Raw genomic sequence first — 18,116 nt, forward strand, 5'->3', positions numbered from 1 at the left:
CTGCGTCCCGGCCTTCGCTGGGATGAGCGCTCCTGGTTGTCTATGATATTGAAATTCCAAGGGTCTAGCTGAGTCTGGCCCCTGGGCTGCTTCATCGTTGCGCTCAGCCCCCCGCCAGCGCCTTGTCGACCAGGGCGCGGGCCTCGGGGCTGGTCCAGTCGGCGTCGCCGGCGACCCGGGCCTGCTCCATGCCATCCTTGCCGTAGATCACCGTGGTCGGCGTGCCCGGCGCGTTGATCTTGAAGACCAGCTTCATCTCGCGGTCGTGGTAGAATTTGAGCGGGCTGTTCTGCCCGATGAACAGGACGGCCTTGGCCGCATCCTCGGGCGTGTCGATGCTGACGGCGACCACCTCGACCGGCTTGCCCGCATAGGCGGCTTGCAGCCGGGCCAGGGTCGGCATCTCCACCTTGCAGGGCCCGCACCAGGTGGCCCAGGTGTTCAGCACCACGACCTTGCCCTTGAAGTCGGCCACCGTCAGCGCCTTGCCGGTGGAATCGTAGAAGGTGTAGTCCGGCGCCGGGGTCGGCTGGGTCGGTGTGCTCAGCTTCTTGGCGAAGGCCACGGGGGTTTCGGCCACCGGCACACTTGCCACCACAGGCGCCGTCTTGGTGGATGACTGGCCGATGATGTAGACAACCGCCGCGGCGCCCACCACGGCGGCGCCGACCACGGCCCAGGTCAGCACCCCGCGCCTGGGCTTCCCCGACGCCGCCTGGCCGCCTGCTTCTGGACCTTCGCTCATATGACCGACTCTTCCTCTGACCCGCCCGCCCGGCCCGCTTCGGCGGGACAGGCCATGTGGGGCGGACGGTTTTCCGGCAAACCGGCCGAACTGATGCAGGCGATCAACGTCTCCATCGGTTTCGACCGGCGTCTGGCGGCCCAGGACCTGGCTGGGTCCCGGGCGCACGCCGCGATGTTGCGCAGTGCGGGCGTGATTTCAAGCGACGACGAAGCTGCGATCCAGGGCGGGCTGGCCGCCATCGACGCCGAGATCGCCGCCGGGACCTTCCCGTTCCGCGACGAGTTCGAGGATATCCACATGAATGTGGAGGCCCGCCTGCGCGAGCTGATCGGACCGACGGCAGGGCGGCTGCACACCGCGCGCTCGCGCAACGACCAGGTGGCGCTCGATTTCCGCATGTGGGTGCGCGAGGCCTGCGAACGCAGCCTGGGCCAGGTCGAGGCGCTGCAGCGCGCCCTGCTGGCCAAGGCCGAGCCCCACGCCGACGCGGTGATGCCGGGCTTCACCCACCTGCAGCCGGCCCAGCCGGTGACCTTCGGCCACCACCTGATGGCCTATGTGGAGATGTTCGGCCGCGACGCCACGCGGTTCCGCGACGCCGCCATCCGGATGAACGAGAGTCCCCTGGGCGCGGCCGCGCTGGCGGGATCGCCGTTCCCCATCGACCGCGACATGACCGCCAAGGCGCTCGGTTTCGCCCGGCCGACCGCCAACTCCCTGGACAGCGTCGCCGACCGCGATTTCGCGCTCGAGGCCCTGGCGGCGGCCACGATCTGCGCCACCCACCTGTCGCGGCTGGCCGAAGAGATCGTGATCTGGATGACGCCGCAGTTCGGCTTCGTGAAGCTTTCCGACGCCTTCACCACCGGCTCGTCGATCATGCCGCAGAAGAAGAACCCCGACGCCGCCGAGCTGGTGCGCGCCAAGGTCGGCCGCCTGCTGGGGTCGTTCACCCAGCTGACCGTGGTGATGAAGGGCCTGCCGCTGACCTATTCGAAGGACATGCAGGAGGACAAGGTCCCGACCTTCGAGGCCTTTGACGCCCTGGAGCTGAGCCTGCTGGCCATGGCCGGGATGGTGGCCGATCTGCAGCCCGACCGCGAAAAGCTCAAGACGGCGGCCGGCGCCGGCTACTCCACCGCCACCGACCTGGCCGACTGGCTGGTGCGCGAGCTGAACCTGCCGTTCCGCGACGCCCACCACATCACCGGCGCGGCGGTCAAGCGGGCCGAAGCGCTGGGCGTGGCCCTGCCTGACCTGCCCCTGGCCGACCTGCAGGGGCTGGACAAGCGGATCACGCCGGCCATCTACGGGGTGCTGACCCCGGAGGCATCCGTGGCCAGCCGCAAGAGCTATGGTGGGACGGCGCCGGACCAGGTCCGGGCGCAGATCACGCGTTGGAAGGAACTGCTGGCATGAGCCGTCGAGCCCTGGCGATCACGAGCGCCCTGATCCTGGCGGGCGCTCTCGCCGGCTGCGGCAAGGTCGGCCAGCTGGAGCGCCCCGCCCCGATGTTCGGCGCCAAGCACCGGGCGCCGACCGCGGCCGACCGGCCGCTGCCGCAGGACCCGACGCGGCCGGTGCAGACGGTCGACCCGCGCGAACGCCCCACCGACGCGCAACTGCCCTCCTCGCCGCCCGACCCCGACGCGAACCCGCGATGAATCACTTCGAGCTCCTGGACGGTCCCGGGGGGGCCGAGCTCGCCTGTGAAGATGTCCCGCTGGCCCGGATCGCCGAGGCGGTGGGCACGCCGGTCTACGTCTATTCGTCGGCCACCCTGGAGCGGCACTACACCGTCCTGCGCGACGCCCTGGTCGGTGCGGGGCTCAAGGACCCGCTGATCGCCTTCGCCGTGAAGGCCAGCTCCAACGTCGCCGTGCTGCGGACCCTGGCCAGGCTGGGGGCCGGAGCCGACGTGGTCTCCGAGGGTGAGGTGCGCCGTGCGCTCGCCGCCGGCGTCCCGCCCGAGCGGATCGTCTTCTCCGGGGTCGGCAAGACCGAGGCGGAGATCGCGTTTGCCCTCGAAGCCGGCGTCGCCGAGATCAATGTCGAGGCCGAGCCCGAGCTGCACCTGGTCAATCGGGTCGCCCAGCGCCTGGGCCGGCGCGCCGCTGTCGCCATCCGGGTGAACCCGGACGTTGAGGCCGGCGGGCATGCCAAGATCTCCACCGGCAAGTCCGAGAACAAGTTCGGCGTCTCGTTCTCCGAGGCCGAGCGGCTCTACGCCAACGCCGCCAACATGGCCGGCGTCCGGCCGGTGGGCGTCGCCTGCCACATCGGCAGCCAGATCACCGACCTGGCCCCGATGGAGCAGGCCTTCGGCAAGATGCGCGGCCTGGTCGAGCGCATCCGCGCCGAGGGGCTGACCATCGAGCGCCTGGACCTGGGCGGCGGCCTGGGCGTGCCCTACTTCAACCAGCCGATCCCGCCCTCGCCCGACGACTACGCCGCCATGATCGGGCGCGTGATGCAGGGACTGGACGTGCAGTTCGCCTTCGAACCCGGCCGGATGATCGCCGCCAACGCCGGGGTGCTGGTGGCCCGGGTGATCCACGTGCACGAGCGGCCCGAGGGTCGGCGCTTCCTGGTGATCGACGCGGCGATGAACGACCTGCTGCGGCCGGCCATGTACGACGCCTACCACGACATCCGCCCGCTCCGGCCCCGGACCGGCGAGCCCGTGGCCTACGACGTGGTCGGCCCGATCTGCGAGACCGGCGACACCTTCACCCGCGACCGCCTCCTGCCGCCGCTGGAGGCCGGCGACCTGGTGGCCTTCATGAGCGCCGGCGCCTATGGGGCCGCCATGTCCAGCGAGTACAACTCCCGCCTGCTGGTCCCCGAGGTGCTGGTCAAGGGCGCCGAGTTCGCGGTGGTCCGGCCGCGCCCGACGTACGCCGACATGCTCGACCGGGAACGTCCGGCGCCGTGGCTCTAGACGCCCGCACCCTTGCAAGCAACGCCCGCATAGCTGGCGATCATCTCGGCGCCGGGCTCATCCCGTAGCAGCGCGATCACAGCCGAGGCGTCGAGACCGCGCGGGCCATCGTCAGCGCGGCGCCTTCTCGGCTTCCAGGCGTCGGCCTTCCAGAAACGCGTCGCTCGACTGGTCTTCCCGCACATGGGCCCGATAGAGCGCCTGCGCCCGCCGCACGTTCGACGCCATCGAGGTCAAGGCGCCGCGTCGCCGTCCACCGACACCGCCACCAGACCAGCGCCGGCGACACCCAAAGCCTCACGCGCAGCCTCGGGCAACACCATGCGGGCATTTGGCGCGATGCGAATATCGGTCGGTTTGGACATCAGGGATGGCCGGGGAAATGTGGCACGGGGCGTATGGTGTCACAAATTCAGGCTTGCCCCACTCGATTCCGATCGGCCGATCGAGTGACTTTAACGGGATGGACCACGCAACGCCCGGCGCGGTGGCTGGCCTAAAGCTCCAGATGCATGAACTGGTTGAAGTCGCTGGCCACATAGTCGCCGAACGCGCCGCCTGAGCGGAACCCGCGCCTGGCGTAGAGCGCCAGCGCGGCGTCGAACGCCGGGCCGCTGCCGGTCTCCAGGCTGAGGCGGGTCATCCCCCGCGCCTGAGCCGCGTCGATGATGTGCTCCAGAATCACCGCGGCCACGCCCTGGCGCAGATGGTCGGGATGGGTGCGCATCGACTTGATCTCGCCGCCGCCGCCGCCCAGGGCCTTCAGCGCCCCGATTCCCGCGATCGCTTCGCCGCGCCAGGCGCTCCAGACCGTGACCTCCGGGACCTGGAGCCCCGAAAGATCGAGCGCGAAGACGTGGCCCGCCGGGCTGTTCGCGTGCATGCCGGCCAGGTGCAGCGCCAGCAGGTCGCGGGTCGGCGCGCCCTGGAGATCGTCCTGGCGTATCGTCAGCCCGCTCAATCCATCGCCCCGATGTAGGGCAACCCGCGCATCCGCCCGGCCACGTCCATGCCGTAGCCGACCAGGAACCGGCCCGGCGCCTCCCAGGCCACGAAGTCCGGCTCCATGGCCCGCGGGGTCGGCCAGGGCTTGCGGGCGAACACCGCGGTCAGCACCTCGCTTGCGCCCGAGTCGCGGACCAGGCGGGCGGCCTCCGAAAGCGACAGGCCGGTGTCGAACACGTCGTCCACCACCAGCGCTTTGCGCCCGGCGATCGGGCGCTGCAGATCGGCGCGCACCTCGCAGCGGCCGCTGGACTGGCGCCCGTCCTTGTACGAGGCCAGCCAAAGGGCGTCGAAGCCCACCATCCGCCCGCGCCGCGCCAGAGCCCGGGTCAGGTCCGAGGCGAACCACAGGCCGCCGGTCAGCAGGCAGACCACCACCGTCTGGTCGTCGATGCGCGGCGCGATCCGGTCGGCCAGCGCCTCGACGCGCTGGGTCACCTCGGCCTCGGAGATCAGGATGGTGGGATCGGGGTCACTCATGCTTGGCCAGGGCGTCCGGAGAATCAGGGGAAAGCGGCTTGGCCTCGACCGGGGCGGGCGTGGGCGGCGCGCCGGATGGGGGCGACGTCGAGGCGGCGGGCGGGCGCAGAGCAGCGGCGAGGTCGAAGCCGATGTCGAGGTGATGGGCGCCGGCCGGCGGGTCCGGCAGGTTCCAGGCGAAGTAGCGGCGTCCGCCCGGCGGCACCCGCCCGTTCTGTACCGCCAGGCGATAGGTGGTCAGCGGCTGCTGCGCCTTGTCCAGCAGGCCGATGCGGACGGCGGGCGCGACGATGGTCTGCTTGCGCAGGTTGCGGATCGAGCCGGTCACCGCCAGCACCGGCCGGCCCGCCAGGAAGGCCGGCTTCCAGACCACGTCCTCGATCACCAGACCCAGCGAATTGACCGGCAGGCCGATGGCCGCGAACAGCCGGGCGCTGGCCGGGACCCGGTCGGCGATCTGCTGGCGCAGGACCACCGCCGCCCCGGCGGCCAGGGCCAGGATCGCCAGCACCGCCACACCGACCGCCAGCAGCGGCGATCGGCCCTTCGGCGCGGCCTTCCTGCCGGCCTTGGCCTTCGCCGAACCCGGAACGAAGAGGATGTCATCGTCGACCGCGCCGAGGCCGTCGTCTCCCGGTTGGGCGATCGGCGGCGCCGGTGGCGGCGGCGCGATTTCGAGCTCGGGCTCACCGTCCGGCAGGGCGCGCCAGCGGGCGCCGCAGCTGGAGCACTTGACCGAGCGCCCCCGTGGAGGAACGCGGTCGTCCTCCACGAAATAGCTGGTAGCGCACTCTGGACAGGTCAGTATCATGAGGTCGAATCGGACGCTCCAGCACCCTCACTCCGAGGTCGCCGATTTCGGCCTCCATGTCCAGAAACCCCAGCGCCGCAGCCGAAGACCCTTCGGCCGACGAAATCCTCCGTTTCGCTGGCGTTTCCATGCGCTATGGCCGCGGACCCGACGTGCTGAGCGATATCTCGCTCAGCCTGCCGCGCGGCTCGTTCCATTTCATCACCGGGCCGTCCGGGGCGGGTAAGAGCTCGCTGCTGAAGCTGATCTACCTGGCCGCCAGGCCGTCGGCAGGGACCGTGCGGCTGTTCGGGGAGGACGTGGCGGGGATGACCGCGCGCGACCTGCCCCGGGCGCGCCGGCGGATCGGGGTGGTGTTCCAGGACCTGCTGCTGCTGGACCACCTGTCGGCCTTCGACAACGCCGCCCTGCCGCTGCGCATCGCCGGCCACAAGCCGTCGGAGTATCGCGGCGACGTGGCCGAGCTCCTGACCTGGGTGGGCCTTGGTGGGCGCATGCACGCCAGGCCGCCGACCCTGGCGGGCGGGGAGAAGCAGCGGCTGGCCATCGCGCGGGCCGTCGTGAACCGGCCGGAAATCCTGCTCGCCGACGAGCCCACGGGCAATGTCGACCACGAGATGGCGCTGAGGATCTATCGCCTGTTTGTCGAGCTGAACCGCCTGGGCACCACGGTGATCATCGCCACCCACGACCAGGACCTGGTCGCCCGCTCGGCGCGCCCGGTGCTGCACCTGGACAAGGGCCGGCTGAAGCCGCTGCCGCCGCAGGGACCCACGACGTGAGCGAGTCGTTCGATCCCGCCCGCTGGCGTCCCGCCGCCTTCCTGCCAGAACAGGACGCGCGCGACCCGGCGCTGATCTTCGCTATCGCGGTCCTGTGCTTCCTGGCCTGCCTGACGGCGCTGGGCGTGATCGCCGGCGACCGGGCGGCGCATGGCTGGGCCGGGCAGCTGACCGGCGAGGCCACGGTCATCGTCCGGGCCCGGGGCGGCGAGACCCCGGACGCCGCCGCGGCCCGCGCGGCCGAGACCCTGGCCGGGGTCAAGGGCGTCTCCGAGGCCCGTGCCCTGGAGAAGGAGAAGGCCTACGACCTGATCCGGCCTTGGCTTGGCGACGTCAGCGACCTGGAGGACCTGCCGGTGCCGCGCCTGGTGGCCGTCAGCCTGGATCGCAAGCAGCCGGCCACCGCCGCCGGTCTTCGCCAGGCGCTGAAGGCGCAGGGCCTGGACGCCGTGGTCGACGACCACCAGATCTGGATCAAGGACATCCGCCAGGCCGCCGGCGTGGTCCGCTGGACCGGCGCGGCGCTGTTCCTGCTGATCGCGCTCGCCGCCGCCGCCGTCGTGGCCTTCGCCACCCGCGCGGGCCTGGCTGCGCGGCGCGACGTGGTCGAGGTGCTGCACCTGACGGGCGCCGAGGACGGCCAGATCGCCAACCTGTTCGAGCTGCGTTTCGCCCGGATCGCGGCGATCTCCGGCGCTTTCGGGGCCACCGCGGCGGCGCTGGCCGGCGGCCTGCTCCGGCTGGTCGGCGGCGGCCAGGGGATCACGCCGGCCCTGCCCATCGCCTGGCTGGACCTGCTGGCCGTGCTGCCCTGCCCGCTGCTGGCCGCCATCGTCGCCGCGGTCGCCGCACGCCTCACCGCACGCCGGCTGATACAAGACCTCTGATGAAGTCGGTCGCCGCCTTCCTGGTCGTGGCGCTGATCTGGTTCTGCGGCCTCCTGGCCTTCGCCGGCCGGGTCCAGCAGCAGACCCCGGCGCGCGCGCCGACCCCGGCCCAGGGGATCGTCGTCCTGACCGGCGCCAATTCGAACGATCGCATCGCCGCCGCCGTCAGCCTGCTGGAGGACGGCTACGGCCGCCGCGTCCTGGTCTCCGGCGTCAATCCCATGGCCAGCCGCGAGGACATCCGCCACATCTCGCGCGCCGTGCGCCGCCTCTACGACTGCTGCGTGGACCTGGGCTTCACCGCCGCCGACACGGTGGGCAATGCGCGCGAGACCGCCGCCTGGTCCCAGGCCATGCGCTACAACCGCCTGATCGTGGTCACCGCCGACTACCACATGCCCCGCGCCATGCTGGAGCTGAACGCCGTGCTGCGCGACACCGGCATCACCGCCGAGACCTTCGCCGTCCCGACCCCGGCGCTGAAATCCCGCGGCTGGTGGCGCGATCCCGCTGCGGCGCGGTTGATGGTGGTCGAGTATTGCAAGTATCTGGCGATCCTCGGCCGCGAGGCGGTGCTGGGGCTGGGCCCCCGCGAAGCCCCGGCGGCGCAACCGAAGGGCCGTCCGTGACCGCACTGCGCTCGCTCGTCTATGTGGCGCTGTTCTACCTGTGGACCGCGGCGGTCGCGGTGGTCTGCACGCCCGTGCTGCTGGGTCCCACCCGTTGGACGCTGGGAATGTTCCACATGTGGGGGCGCGGCGTGGTGGGGCTGCTGGCGATCTGCGGCATCCGGGTCGAGGTGCGCGGCACGCCGCCCGCCGGCGCCGCCCTGGTCGCCCCCAAGCACCAGTGCATGCTGGATGTGTTCGCCCAGTTCACCTTCCTGCCGGCCTCGGCCTTCGTGATGAAGAAGGAGCTTGCCTGGATCCCCTGGTTCAGCTGGTACGCGATCAAGGCCGGCGCCATCGTCATCGACCGCGACGGTGGCTCGAAGACCATGCGCCAGGTGATCCGCGAGGGGGCGGAGTTGTTCAAGGACGGCCGCCAGGTGGTGATCTTCCCGGAAGGCACCCGCAAGGCGCCGGGCGCCGAACCGGACTACAAGCCCGGCATCGCGGCGCTCTATCGCGAGCTGGGCGTGCCGGTCTATCCGGTGGCCACCAACGCCGGCGTGCACTGGCCCGCCCACGGTTTCGTCCGCCGGCCAGGCCTCATCGTGTTCGAATATCTCGAGCCGATCCCGCCCGGCCTGAAGCGCGCGGAGTTCATGCGGCTGCTGGAAGAGCGGATCGAGGCGAAGTCGACGGAGCTGATGGGGCTGTAGCTTTCCCTCCCCTTTTTCTGGGGAGGGACAGATCGCGAAGCGATCAGGGTGGGGAAGTCACGATAAAGCTTCGACTCCGCGCTCCGGCCCACAGTTCCGCACCCCGCTCGACTTCGTCGAGTCGGCCCTACCCATAAGGGGAGGGAAAGCTCAGAGCTCTTCCACCAAGTCCAGCAGCCGCTCCATGCCAACATCGCGCACGCCCATTTCCCGCAGGTGGGCCACCAGGTCGCGCAGGTAGTCGACGTTGCGCCCCGACAGCCCGGTTGCGCCGGCGATCAGCTCGGCCTGGCGCTCCAGCGTCAGCGCCCCGGCCCACTGCGGGTGGCCCACATCGGAGAGGAAGACCAGGGCCTCGACCCGGCGACCGTCGTCCAGCTTCAGGAAACGGCGCGCCTCGATATAGGTCTCGGTGGGCTGCTCGCGTTCCAGCAGATAGGCGTAGACTTCCGCCCAGTCCGCCTCCGACACCCGATAGGCCGCCCCCCGCGTCGCCCCGCCCGGCGCCAGGCCCAGGACCAGTCCCGGCCGCTCATAGGTGCCGCGATGATGGACCGAATAGATGCAGAACGCCCGGCGGCGGCCGTGTAGGATGGCGCCGCGCCGCTCCGCGAACGGGAACCCCGGCCGCCACATCAACGACCCATAGCCGAACACCCACCGTTCCGACGCCATCCCGCCCCGAGCCACCCTGAACTGCCCAACGAACCGATCCATGTCTGTGCCCGATCCGACCCCGCCCCGCAAACTCAGCCGGCTGGGCCTCTACATTCCGTTCGGCCTGCTCGCCCTGCTAATCGTGGTCTGGAGCGGCGCCTGGGTGTGGGCGCGCGGCGAGGCCATCCGACGGCTCGACGCTACGGCGACCGCCCTGCGCCACGCCGGCTACGAGGTCGCCTGGCGCGACCGCAGCATCGGCGGCTATCCGTTCCGGCTGAACATCGCCCTGACCGAGGCCCGCATCCGCGACCGCTCCGGCTGGGGGCTGGAGACACCGCGGCTCGAGGGACAGGCTTTCATGCACGCTCCCACCCACTGGATCGTCGCCGCGCCGGAGGGGCTGACCTTCGTGCGGCCGACCGGCGGGCCGGTGCGGGTGAGCGGCCGGCTGATCCGCGCCAGCCTCAGCCACTTCGCCAATGCGCCGCCCAACATCTCGTTCGAGGGGACCGGCCTGACGTTCACGCCCGGCGCCGGCGCGGCGCCGTTCGGCCTCTCCGCAGCCGAGCGGGTCGAGATCCACCTGCGGCGCGCGCCGGCCGAGCTCGGCGACGAGGCGGGGGTCTGGGTCTCGGTCCAGGATGGCAAGGCCCAGCTCGCCGGCCTGCTGGGCCGCATCGCCGGCGACAAGCCGGTGTCCATCGCGTGGGACAGCCGGCTCACCAAGGTCGACGCCCTGCGCGGCGCCACCTGGGCCGACGCCGTGGCGGCGTGGTCGCGGGCTGGCGGCAGGATCAACGTCAAGCGCGCCGGTCTGACCGCGGGGGACGCCCTGATCGGGGTCAATTCGGGCGCCCTGGGCGTCGGTTCGGACGGCCGCCTGACCGGCGTGCTGGACGTCTCGCTGCGCCAGGCGCCCCGCGCCCTGGGCGCGCTCGGGGCCAGCGGCTCGGTCGCGCCGGACCAGGCCGCCGCCGCCGCCGCGGTCGCCGGTGCGCGCCAGGGCTCGGACGAGGTGGCGCACGCCACGATCAATTTCGAAGGCGACCGCACGACCCTGGGTCCCGTCGTGCTCTGGCCCGCCCCCAAGGTCTACGAACCGCGCTAAAGCCTTTCTGGTTCAAATGGCCTCGCTTGAACCAGACAAAAAGGCCCTAACTCTTTGAATTAGAGCGCGTCGGGCGGCGAAACCGGGATCCACTTTCGCCTGCCGCGCTCTAGCCGGGGCGGGGCGGCTGCGCCAAGGTGGGCCATGGCCTCGCTCTACGACCGGTTCATCCTGCCGCGCCTGCTGAAGGCCGGCTGTTCGTCGCCGCCGATGATGAAGCAGCGGGCCAAGGTCGTGCCGCTGGCCGCGGGCCGGGTTCTGGAGCTGGGCATCGGCCTGGGCCTGAACCTGGGGTTCTACGATCCGACCAAGGTGACGAGCGTCACCGGCGTTGACCCGGCCGCCGAACTGCGCGCCCTCGCCGAGGCCGCCCCGCGCGATCCGCGCCTGAAGGTGAAGGTCGAGGACGGGACCGCCGAGGCCCTGCCATTCGAGGACGCCAGCTTCGACTGCGTGGTCTGCACCTTCACCCTGTGCTCGGTGCACACACCGGCCGCGGCCCTTGGCGAGGCGCGCCGCGTGCTGAAACCCGGCGGGCGGTTCCTCTATTGCGAGCACGGACTGGCGCCCGATCCCGACATCGCCAGATGGCAGCGCCGCGTCGAGCCGGTGTGGAAACACATCGCCGGCGGCTGCCACCTGACCCGGCCGGTCACCGCGGCGATCGAGGCGGCGGGATTCCGGGTCACCCGCCACGACAGCATGTATGTGCCCCGCACGCCCCGGATCGCCGGGTGGAACGAGTGGGGCGAGGCCGAGCCGGGTTAGGCGCTGACCGGCAGGGCGAAGGCGCGCAGGCGGCTGGGCAGGCGCATCGCCGCGCGGGTCGCTTCGCGCACCGTCGCGAACTGGGCCGCTAGTTGCTCGGCGTCGGTCCACCCGACGCGGGTGTCATTGGTGAGGTACTCGAGCCCGTCCGGCTTGGTGCGGGCTACAACAACGGAAGTCGCCATCGGCTTCTCTCCATCGAACAGTGTTCCGTTCTGGACCACCTGACCTGTTACGCAAACAAGCCCCGTGCCAGAGGTCGTGCTTCGCGCGGCTGACCGAATCGCGTTCAATCTCGTTCCAGTCCGGCGAGGGGGCGCGCCATGCCGCAGGTCGAATATTCGGTCGATTTCATCGACGGCGTCTGGAAGGTGGGCCTGAACGGCCGGCGCTTCGGCCCCTATTCGAGCCTCGACACCGCCGTGGTCGCCGCCAGCGGCGCGGCCCGCAAGGCCGAGGCCCAGGGCTATGAAGTGTCGATCCAGATCAACACGCCCGAAGACGCGCCGACCGAAGCGCCCGCCGAGGACCGCGACGTCGCCTGAGCTTGCGGGCGCTGAGGGTAATTCGCGCGGGGGGCCCTGGTGGCTGGAGACGGACTTGAACCGTCGACCTGTGGGTTATGAATCCACCGCTCTAACCAGCTGAGCTACCCAGCCAGAGGCCCCGCTCGCGCGAGGCGCGGTTTATAGGGGCGAAGCCGCTGCGCTTCAAGCGCTTGGGCGAAGGGCGATCACCAGCTAGGCTGGCGCTGCGATGAGCGTCCTGCACCTCCTGGGAACGGCCGGCGAAGGCGGGGCGGAGACCTACTTCGTCGACCTCCTGCGGGCGTTGAAGCGGGCGGGCGTGACCGAGGCTGCCGCCATCCGCGGCAACGCGACGCGAGAGGCCCGGCTGAAGGCGGCGGGCGTGCCGGTGCGGGTGCTGCGCTTCGGCGGCCCGATCGACATCCTGACCCGGCCCGCTGCCGCCGGTTTCGCCGCCGTCCAGCATACCAGGGTGGCCCTGGCCTGGATGAACCGGGCGGCCCGGCACACCCCACGCGGCCCCTGGGCGCGGATCGGACGGCTGGGGGGCTACTATAGCCTGAAATATTACAAGGGCTTCGACCGGCTGGTCGCCAACACCGAGGACATCGCCGAGTGGATCGTCGACCAGGGCTGGCCGGCCGGCCGGGTGACCTGCATTCCCAACTTCGCCGCCGCCCCGCCGGACGCCGCGCCGGTCGACCGCGCCAGCCTGGCGACGCCTGAGGGCTCGCCCCTGCTGTTGGCCATGGGGCGGCTGCACGACAACAAGGCCCATGACGTCAGCCTGCAGGCCCTGGCCCAGCTGCCGGACGCCTACCTGTGGATCGCCGGGGTCGGGCCGCTGGAGGCCAAGCTGAAGGGGATGGCCGAGGCCCTTGGCGTGGCCGGGCGGGTGCGCTTCCTGGGCTGGCGGACCGACGCCTCGGCGCTCTATCGGACCGCCGACGCGTGCGTCTTTCCGTCCCGCTTCGAGCCGCTGGGCAATGTGGTGATTCAGGCCTGGGCGCATGGCCTGCCGGTGGTGGCCGCCGCCAGCCAGGGGCCGGCCGGCCTGATCCAGGATGGCGACGACGGCCTGCTGGTCCCGGTCGACGACGCCGACGCCCTGGCCGACGGCGTCCGGCGCCTGCTGGCCGACCCCACGCTGCGCACCCGGTTCGCGGCCGCGGGCGCGGCGCGGGTCGCGGCGGAATTCTCCGAGGCCGCCGTGGTGGCGCAGTGGAAGGCGCTATTCGCCGACTACGGGGCCGGCTGATGTGCGGCATCGCCGGGGTGCTGGGCGGCGACGTGGCCGTCGTCGGCCCGATGATCGCGGCCCTGGCGCACCGCGGCCCGGACGGCGTGCGCATCGAGACCCTGGGGACCGCCGGCGTCGCCCACGCGCGGCTCTCGATCATCGACCTGGACGGCGGCTGGCAGCCGTTGCACGCCGCCGGCGCGACGGTGATCGGCAATGGCGAAGCCTACAACTACGTCGAGTTGTCCCAGGACTTCGGCCTGACCCTGGCCACCGGCTCGGACTTCGAACCCCTCCTTCACTTGGCCGCCCGCGAAGGCGAGGCCGCGATCGGCCGGCTTCGCGGCATGTACGGCCTCTGCCTGATCGGCGCCGACGGTCGCACCTGGCTGGCCCGCGATCCGTTCGGGATCAAGCCGCTCTACATCATGCAGCATGGCGCCGGCCCGGCCTTCGCCTCCGAGCCGCGCGCGTTCTTCGCGGCGGGCCTGATGGCGCCGGTGCTGGACGCCGACCCCGCCCGCGAACTGCTCGACCTCAACTTCGTCCTGGGCGAACGCACCCTGTTCCAGGGCCTCCGCCGCCTCGCGCCGGGCGAGGTCGTCGAAGTGCGCGGCGGCCGGATCGTCAGCAGCCACCGGCGTCCGCCGCTTGCGCTCCTCCCCCGTCGTGAAGACGACGGGGGAGGTGGCGGCGAAGCCGCCGGAGGTGGCGTGAAGCCTCAAGCGCCGAGTTCCCCGCCTCGCGCCCCCTCCACCGCTTCGCGGTCCCCCTCCCCCGCGCTCTTCGGCGCGGGGGAGGAGCGAGCGCTCATTCGCCGCCTCGACGCTGTCCTCGAGGACAGCGTCCGGGTCCACCAGCGCTCGGACGTCCCCTACGGCCTGTTCCTCTCCAGTGGCATCGACAGCGCGGCCATCGCCACCCTGATGGCCCGCCTCAACGCGCGCCCGGTCACCGCCTTCACCTGCGGCTTCGACGCCCCCGGCGCCGCGGACGAGCGCGCCCAGGCCGAACGGGTGGCCCGCGCGCTGAACCTCGACTGGCGTGAGACCCGCTTCGGCGAGGCGGACTTCTGGCGCATCCTGCCGCAGGTCGCCTGGGCGCTGGACGACCCCACCGCCGACTACGCCACCCTGCCCACCTACAAGCTCGCCGAGGCGGCCAAGGGCGCGCTGACCGTCGTGCTCACCGGCGAGGGCGGGGATGAGCTGTTCGCCGGCTACGGCCGCTATCGCCGCGCCCTGCGCCCGGCCTGGCTGGGCGGCCGTCCCGCCGAACCGCGCGGCGCCCGGCCCCAGGTGCTGGCCGCCTGGCGCGACGCCGCCCGGCCGCCAAGGGGCCTGACGCCGCTGCAACAGGCGCAGTGGGCCGACATTGTCACCTGGCTGCCGGGCGACCTGCTGCTGAAGCTGGATCGCTGCCTGATGGCCCACGGATTGGAAGGCCGCACGCCGTTCCTGGACCGCGAGGTGGCGGCCTTCGCCTTCAACCTGCCTGACCGGTTCAAGGTGCGCGGCGGCCACGGCAAATGGCTGCTGCGCAAGTGGCTGGAACGCGAATGCCCCGCCGCCCGGCCCTGGGCGAGGAAGCAGGGCTTCACGGTGCCGGTCGATGCCTGGATCGCCCCCCGCGCCGCCGACATCGCCCAGCGCATCGGCCAGGTCGCCGCCGTGCGCCAGGTGCTGGGCGACGAGGCCGCCGCCCGGATGCGCGGCGGGCGGCCCGGCCAAAAATGGCCATTGCTGTTCTTCGCGGTCTGGGCGCTGATCCATCTGGAGGGCGCGTCGCCGAAAGACGCGCTGACGACCATCGTGGGGGAAACCGGATGACGCATCGCTGGCTGCTGGCCGCAGGACTGGCCCTGACCCTCGTCGGCGCGGCCCGGGCGGCGCCCCCCGCGGCGATCTTCACCGACCCGCCGGCCGACGCCGCCCATCCGGCGCGCATGGAGGTGCTGCATATCCCCACCGGCGGGGTAGAGGTGAACGGGATCGCCTACATCCCCTCCGGCGCCGGCCCACACCCGACCGTCGTGCTGTTCCACGGCCTGCCGGGAAACGAGAAGAACCTCGACCTGGCCCAGGCCATACGGCGCGCCGGCTGGACGGTGGTCACCCTTAACTACCGCGGCTCTTGGGGCAGCCCAGGGACGTTCAGCTTCAAGGGCAACCTTGAGGACGGCAAGGCCGCCCTGGCCTATGCCCGCGACCCCGCCAACGCCGTCAAGCTTCAGATCGACCCGAGGCGCCTGGTGGTCATAGGCCACAGCATGGGCGGCTGGGTCACCGCCCTGACCGCGGGCAGCGATCCGGGCGTCCTCGGCGCGGTAATGATCTCGGCCGCCGACATGGGCATGGCCTCGTACACGCCTCTGTCGCAGCGTCTCGACATCGCGCGCAACGACATGGAGAGCCTGGCCGGCGTCACCGCCGATAGCATGGCCCAAGAGGTCGGGACGCTGGGACCCTACACGTTCGCCGCCGCGGCGCCCGGTCTGGCGAAGCTTCCCCTGTTCGTGCTGACCTCCGACGACGGCCTCGCGCCCATGAGCGACGCCCTGGTGACCACCATCCGCAAGGCCGGTGGCAAGGTCACCACCCTGCACGTCGCCACCGACCACGGCTGGAACTCCGCCCGCATCCGGCTCGAAATGGAGATTCTCAACTGGCTGGCGACCCTGCCGAAGTAGGCAAAAGTCCGCTGAGCGGGATTGAGTTAGGCCGGGACCCGCCCGTACTTCGCGCCCATCTCCATCATCACCGCCTCGAACTCCTCGATCGTCTCGTTGAGGATCTGGGCGACCGGCTTCACCGAATCGATCCGCCCGGCGACCTGGCCTGACAGCGCGATCGCGGCCTCCATGTCGCCGCCGAAGTAGAGGGCCAGGGCGTTGGCCATCTCGGCCATGATGTTGGGCGGCGGCTCCAGCTCGAAGCGGGTGGTCTTTTCCGTGCGCAGCGCGCGCAGCGCCGGCCCCGGCCCGTGGCGGTTGAGGAAGACGGTGTCGGTCTCCTTGGCCGCGACGATCATGTCCTTCCAGTTCTGGTGCACCGGGCTCTCGGCGGCGGAGACCATCCGGGTCCCCATCTGCACCGCCTCCGCGCCCAGGCAGAAGGCCGCGGCCATGCTTCGTCCGTCGGTGATGCCGCCCGCGGCGATCACCGGCACCTTCACCTTCGAACAGACCAGCGGCAGCAGCACCATGGTCGCCACGTCTCGGCCGTTCTTGAAGCCTCCGCCCTCGCCGCCCTCGACCACCAGCCCGTCGACCCCGGCGTCGATCGCCTTCATCGCCGCCGCCAGCGACGGAACCACGTGGAAGACGGTCAGCCCGCGGCCCTTCAGCGCCTCGCAGTAGCGGTTCGGGTCGCCGGCCGACGTGGTGACGAACTTCACCCCCTGGTCGGCCACGAACGACACGATGTCCGGATCGCGCACGAACGCCTGGGCGACGTTGATGCCCCACGGCTTGTCGGTGAGCGTCTTCATCTTCTTCACCTCCTCGCGCACCTCGTCGAGGCGGCCGGAGGAGGTCTCGATGATCCCGAGCCCGCCCGCGTTGGACACCGCGCTGGCCAGCTGCGCCCGGGCGATCCAGCCCATCGGGGCCTGGACGATGGGGTATTTCACGCCCAGCAGCTCGGTAATGCGGTTCTTCATCGGTGTCTCCCTGAGGCGGAGTATCGGCGAATGACGCGGCGGAATCCAAATCCTGTGCGCTACAGCCCCAGCCGCGCCGCCACCTCGTCCCCGATCGCCAGCGACGAGGTCAGCCCCGGGCTCTCGATCCCGAACAGGGCGACCAGCCCCGGCAGGCCGTGCACATCGGCCCCGTCCAGGCGGAAGTCGGGCTGCGGCTCGCCCGGCCCGTGGATCTTGGGCCGCACACCGGCGTAGTCGGGCGACAGGGCGCCGTCGGGCAGGCCCGGCCAGAAGCGGCGGATGTAGCGGTAGAACGCCGCCGCCGCCCCGGGATCGACCGTGTAGTCCGGCGCCTCGACATAGGTCAGGTCCGGCCCGAACACCCCCTGCCCCCCCAGGTCGCGGCGATAGTGGGTGCCCAGCGCGCCGGGGATCGGCGGCGGATAGATCAGGTGGCGGAACGGCGCCTTGCCGGCCAGCCGGAAGTAGATTCCCTTGCCGTAGTGGGCCTTGGGGATCATGTCCGCCGGGAAGCCTTCGATATCGCCTGCCACGCCTTGCGCCGAGAGGCCCGGTGCGGTCACCAGGTCGCGGCAGCTCAGCACCGTGGGCTCAACCCCGCCGGCCCGCACCTCGAACCCGCCGCCGTCCAGCGGCGTCGCGCCCTCGAACGGGGTGGCCAGCACCACCGCCCCGCCGGCCGCCTCGATCTCGCCCTGCAGGGCCAGCATGTAGGCGTGGCTCTCGAACACCCCGCTCTGCGGCGACAGCAGCGCACCCTCGCAGGCCAGCCCGGGCTCCATCGCCAGGGTCTGCGCCTTCGTCAGCCGTTCCATGCCCTCGACGTCGTTGGTCAGGGCCTGCGCCAGGATCGCCTCCAGCCGGTCCAGGTCATCCGCCGTCTCGGCCACCACCAGCTTGCCGCAGCGGTCGTAGTCCACGTGGTGACTGTCGCAGAAGGCGTACAGCAACCGCCGCCCCGTCACGCACAACCGCGCCTTCAGCGAACCGCTCGGATAGTAGAGCCCGCCGTGGATCACCTCGGAATTGCGCGAGGAGACGCCCTGGCCGATCGCCGCCTCCCGCTCCAGCACGGCGACGCTCAGGCCGCGCCTTGCCAGCGCAAAACCACACGCCAGGCCCACCGCGCCCGCGCCCACAACCACTGCATCGAAGTCGAACTCGGCCATGTC

23 protein-coding genes and 1 tRNA gene are annotated in these 18,116 nt (G+C 71.4%); 13 read left to right on the forward strand and 11 right to left on the reverse strand.

The features are described from left to right. Positions 1 to 103: 103 nt before the first annotated feature. Positions 104 to 745, reverse strand: a complete 642-nt coding sequence (locus tag Q0R13_RS15440) for a TlpA disulfide reductase family protein (protein ID WP_293905474.1) — start codon at positions 743 to 745, stop codon at positions 104 to 106. Here Q0R13_RS15440 and argH point away from each other — a divergent pair, their 5' ends adjacent. From argH to lysA, 3 genes are read left to right on the forward strand one after another with little or no spacing between them, the layout of a single operon-like run. Further along, a complete protein-coding gene (argH, locus tag Q0R13_RS15445) occupies positions 746 to 2,167 on the forward strand; it encodes an argininosuccinate lyase (protein WP_293905476.1) in 1,422 nt (473 codons plus the stop codon). Then, positions 2,164 to 2,412, forward strand: coding sequence for a hypothetical protein (locus Q0R13_RS15450; protein WP_293905478.1), 249 nt, complete (start codon positions 2,164 to 2,166; stop codon positions 2,410 to 2,412). Before argH ends, Q0R13_RS15450 begins: the two co-directional genes overlap by 4 nt. Then, complete coding sequence (gene lysA / locus Q0R13_RS15455) at positions 2,409 to 3,689, forward strand: diaminopimelate decarboxylase (RefSeq protein WP_293905481.1); 1,281 nt, start codon at positions 2,409 to 2,411, stop codon at positions 3,687 to 3,689. Before Q0R13_RS15450 ends, lysA begins: the two co-directional genes overlap by 4 nt. A gap of 111 nt (positions 3,690 to 3,800) precedes the next feature. Here lysA and Q0R13_RS15460 read toward each other — a convergent pair whose 3' ends face one another. From Q0R13_RS15460 to Q0R13_RS15480, 5 genes are all read right to left on the reverse strand, one after another. Beyond that, the gene (locus Q0R13_RS15460) at positions 3,801 to 3,926 is read right to left on the reverse strand and encodes a hypothetical protein (protein ID WP_293905484.1); all 126 of its coding nucleotides are present in this window, start codon (positions 3,924 to 3,926) and stop codon (positions 3,801 to 3,803) included. Then, positions 3,923 to 4,054 carry a hypothetical protein gene (locus Q0R13_RS15465; RefSeq protein WP_293905486.1) on the reverse strand — a complete coding sequence of 44 codons (132 nt, stop codon included), beginning with the start codon at positions 4,052 to 4,054 and terminating at the stop codon, positions 3,923 to 3,925. The genes Q0R13_RS15460 and Q0R13_RS15465 overlap by 4 nt, the downstream gene beginning before the upstream one ends. Before the next feature lie 131 nt (positions 4,055 to 4,185). After that, entirely contained in the window at positions 4,186 to 4,650 is a 465-nt protein-coding gene (locus Q0R13_RS15470; RefSeq protein WP_293905488.1) for a GNAT family N-acetyltransferase, read from the reverse strand. Then, positions 4,647 to 5,174 (reverse strand): phosphoribosyltransferase family protein, encoded by a 528-nt coding sequence (locus Q0R13_RS15475; protein ID WP_293905490.1) that lies wholly within the window; start codon positions 5,172 to 5,174, stop codon positions 4,647 to 4,649. Before Q0R13_RS15475 ends, Q0R13_RS15470 begins: the two co-directional genes overlap by 4 nt. Then, positions 5,167 to 5,985: a zinc-ribbon domain-containing protein gene (locus tag Q0R13_RS15480; protein ID WP_293905492.1), complete on the reverse strand. Its 819-nt coding sequence runs from the start codon at positions 5,983 to 5,985 to the stop codon at positions 5,167 to 5,169. The genes Q0R13_RS15475 and Q0R13_RS15480 overlap by 8 nt, the downstream gene beginning before the upstream one ends. 56 nt (positions 5,986 to 6,041) lie before the next feature. On the opposite strand from Q0R13_RS15480, the gene ftsE reads away from it, so the two are divergent. From ftsE to Q0R13_RS15500, 4 genes are read left to right on the forward strand one after another with little or no spacing between them, the layout of a single operon-like run. Beyond that, positions 6,042 to 6,767 carry a cell division ATP-binding protein FtsE gene (ftsE, locus tag Q0R13_RS15485; protein WP_293905494.1) on the forward strand — a complete coding sequence of 242 codons (726 nt, stop codon included), beginning with the start codon at positions 6,042 to 6,044 and terminating at the stop codon, positions 6,765 to 6,767. Beyond that, positions 6,764 to 7,654 (forward strand): FtsX-like permease family protein, encoded by an 891-nt coding sequence (locus tag Q0R13_RS15490; protein ID WP_293905496.1) that lies wholly within the window; start codon positions 6,764 to 6,766, stop codon positions 7,652 to 7,654. Before ftsE ends, Q0R13_RS15490 begins: the two co-directional genes overlap by 4 nt. Further along, complete coding sequence (locus tag Q0R13_RS15495) at positions 7,654 to 8,283, forward strand: YdcF family protein (protein ID WP_293905497.1); 630 nt, start codon at positions 7,654 to 7,656, stop codon at positions 8,281 to 8,283. Before Q0R13_RS15490 ends, Q0R13_RS15495 begins: the two co-directional genes overlap by 1 nt. After that, positions 8,280 to 8,978, forward strand: a complete 699-nt coding sequence (locus tag Q0R13_RS15500; protein ID WP_293905499.1) for a lysophospholipid acyltransferase family protein — start codon at positions 8,280 to 8,282, stop codon at positions 8,976 to 8,978. The genes Q0R13_RS15495 and Q0R13_RS15500 overlap by 4 nt, the downstream gene beginning before the upstream one ends. A gap of 150 nt (positions 8,979 to 9,128) precedes the next feature. On the opposite strand, the gene Q0R13_RS15505 is transcribed toward Q0R13_RS15500, so the two are convergent. Next, complete coding sequence (locus Q0R13_RS15505) at positions 9,129 to 9,653, reverse strand: gamma-glutamylcyclotransferase (RefSeq protein ID WP_293905609.1); 525 nt, start codon at positions 9,651 to 9,653, stop codon at positions 9,129 to 9,131. Between the two features lie 40 nt (positions 9,654 to 9,693). Between Q0R13_RS15505 and Q0R13_RS15510 the strand changes: the two genes are divergently transcribed. Continuing rightward, positions 9,694 to 10,746, forward strand: a complete 1,053-nt coding sequence (locus Q0R13_RS15510) for a DUF2125 domain-containing protein (RefSeq protein WP_293905501.1) — start codon at positions 9,694 to 9,696, stop codon at positions 10,744 to 10,746. A 144-nt stretch (positions 10,747 to 10,890) separates the two neighbouring features. Beyond that, positions 10,891 to 11,514, forward strand: coding sequence for a methyltransferase domain-containing protein (locus Q0R13_RS15515; RefSeq protein ID WP_293905503.1), 624 nt, complete (start codon positions 10,891 to 10,893; stop codon positions 11,512 to 11,514). Here Q0R13_RS15515 and Q0R13_RS15520 read toward each other — a convergent pair. Further along, positions 11,511 to 11,699 (reverse strand): hypothetical protein, encoded by a 189-nt coding sequence (locus tag Q0R13_RS15520; protein WP_293905505.1) that lies wholly within the window; start codon positions 11,697 to 11,699, stop codon positions 11,511 to 11,513. The genes Q0R13_RS15515 and Q0R13_RS15520 overlap by 4 nt on opposite strands. Positions 11,700 to 11,837: 138 nt before the next feature. Between Q0R13_RS15520 and Q0R13_RS15525 the strand changes: the two genes are divergently transcribed. Further along, entirely contained in the window at positions 11,838 to 12,059 is a 222-nt protein-coding gene (locus tag Q0R13_RS15525) for a hypothetical protein (RefSeq protein ID WP_293905507.1), read from the forward strand. A gap of 37 nt (positions 12,060 to 12,096) precedes the next feature. On the opposite strand, the gene Q0R13_RS15530 is transcribed toward Q0R13_RS15525, so the two are convergent. Next, positions 12,097 to 12,173, reverse strand: a tRNA-Met gene (locus Q0R13_RS15530). 97 nt (positions 12,174 to 12,270) lie between these two features. On the opposite strand from Q0R13_RS15530, the gene Q0R13_RS15535 reads away from it, so the two are divergent. The 3 genes from Q0R13_RS15535 to Q0R13_RS15545 are packed head-to-tail and all read left to right on the forward strand — an operon-like array spanning position 12,271 to position 15,970. Beyond that, positions 12,271 to 13,299, forward strand: a complete 1,029-nt coding sequence (locus tag Q0R13_RS15535) for a glycosyltransferase (protein ID WP_293905509.1) — start codon at positions 12,271 to 12,273, stop codon at positions 13,297 to 13,299. Beyond that, complete coding sequence (locus tag Q0R13_RS15540; RefSeq protein WP_293905511.1) at positions 13,299 to 15,110, forward strand: asparagine synthase-related protein; 1,812 nt, start codon at positions 13,299 to 13,301, stop codon at positions 15,108 to 15,110. The genes Q0R13_RS15535 and Q0R13_RS15540 overlap by 1 nt, the downstream gene beginning before the upstream one ends. After that, positions 15,107 to 15,970: an alpha/beta hydrolase gene (locus tag Q0R13_RS15545; protein WP_293905512.1), complete on the forward strand. Its 864-nt coding sequence runs from the start codon at positions 15,107 to 15,109 to the stop codon at positions 15,968 to 15,970. The genes Q0R13_RS15540 and Q0R13_RS15545 overlap by 4 nt, the downstream gene beginning before the upstream one ends. A 26-nt stretch (positions 15,971 to 15,996) precedes the next feature. On the opposite strand, the gene Q0R13_RS15550 is transcribed toward Q0R13_RS15545, so the two are convergent. Then, positions 15,997 to 16,992 carry a nitronate monooxygenase gene (locus Q0R13_RS15550; RefSeq protein ID WP_366853073.1) on the reverse strand — a complete coding sequence of 332 codons (996 nt, stop codon included), beginning with the start codon at positions 16,990 to 16,992 and terminating at the stop codon, positions 15,997 to 15,999. 8 nt (positions 16,993 to 17,000) lie between these two features. Then, a complete protein-coding gene (locus Q0R13_RS15555; protein ID WP_293905514.1) occupies positions 17,001 to 18,113 on the reverse strand; it encodes an NAD(P)/FAD-dependent oxidoreductase in 1,113 nt (370 codons plus the stop codon). Positions 18,114 to 18,116 lie beyond the last annotated feature (3 nt).

Source organism: Phenylobacterium sp., from assembly GCF_025351295.1.
GTDB lineage: Bacteria > Pseudomonadota > Alphaproteobacteria > Caulobacterales > Caulobacteraceae > Phenylobacterium.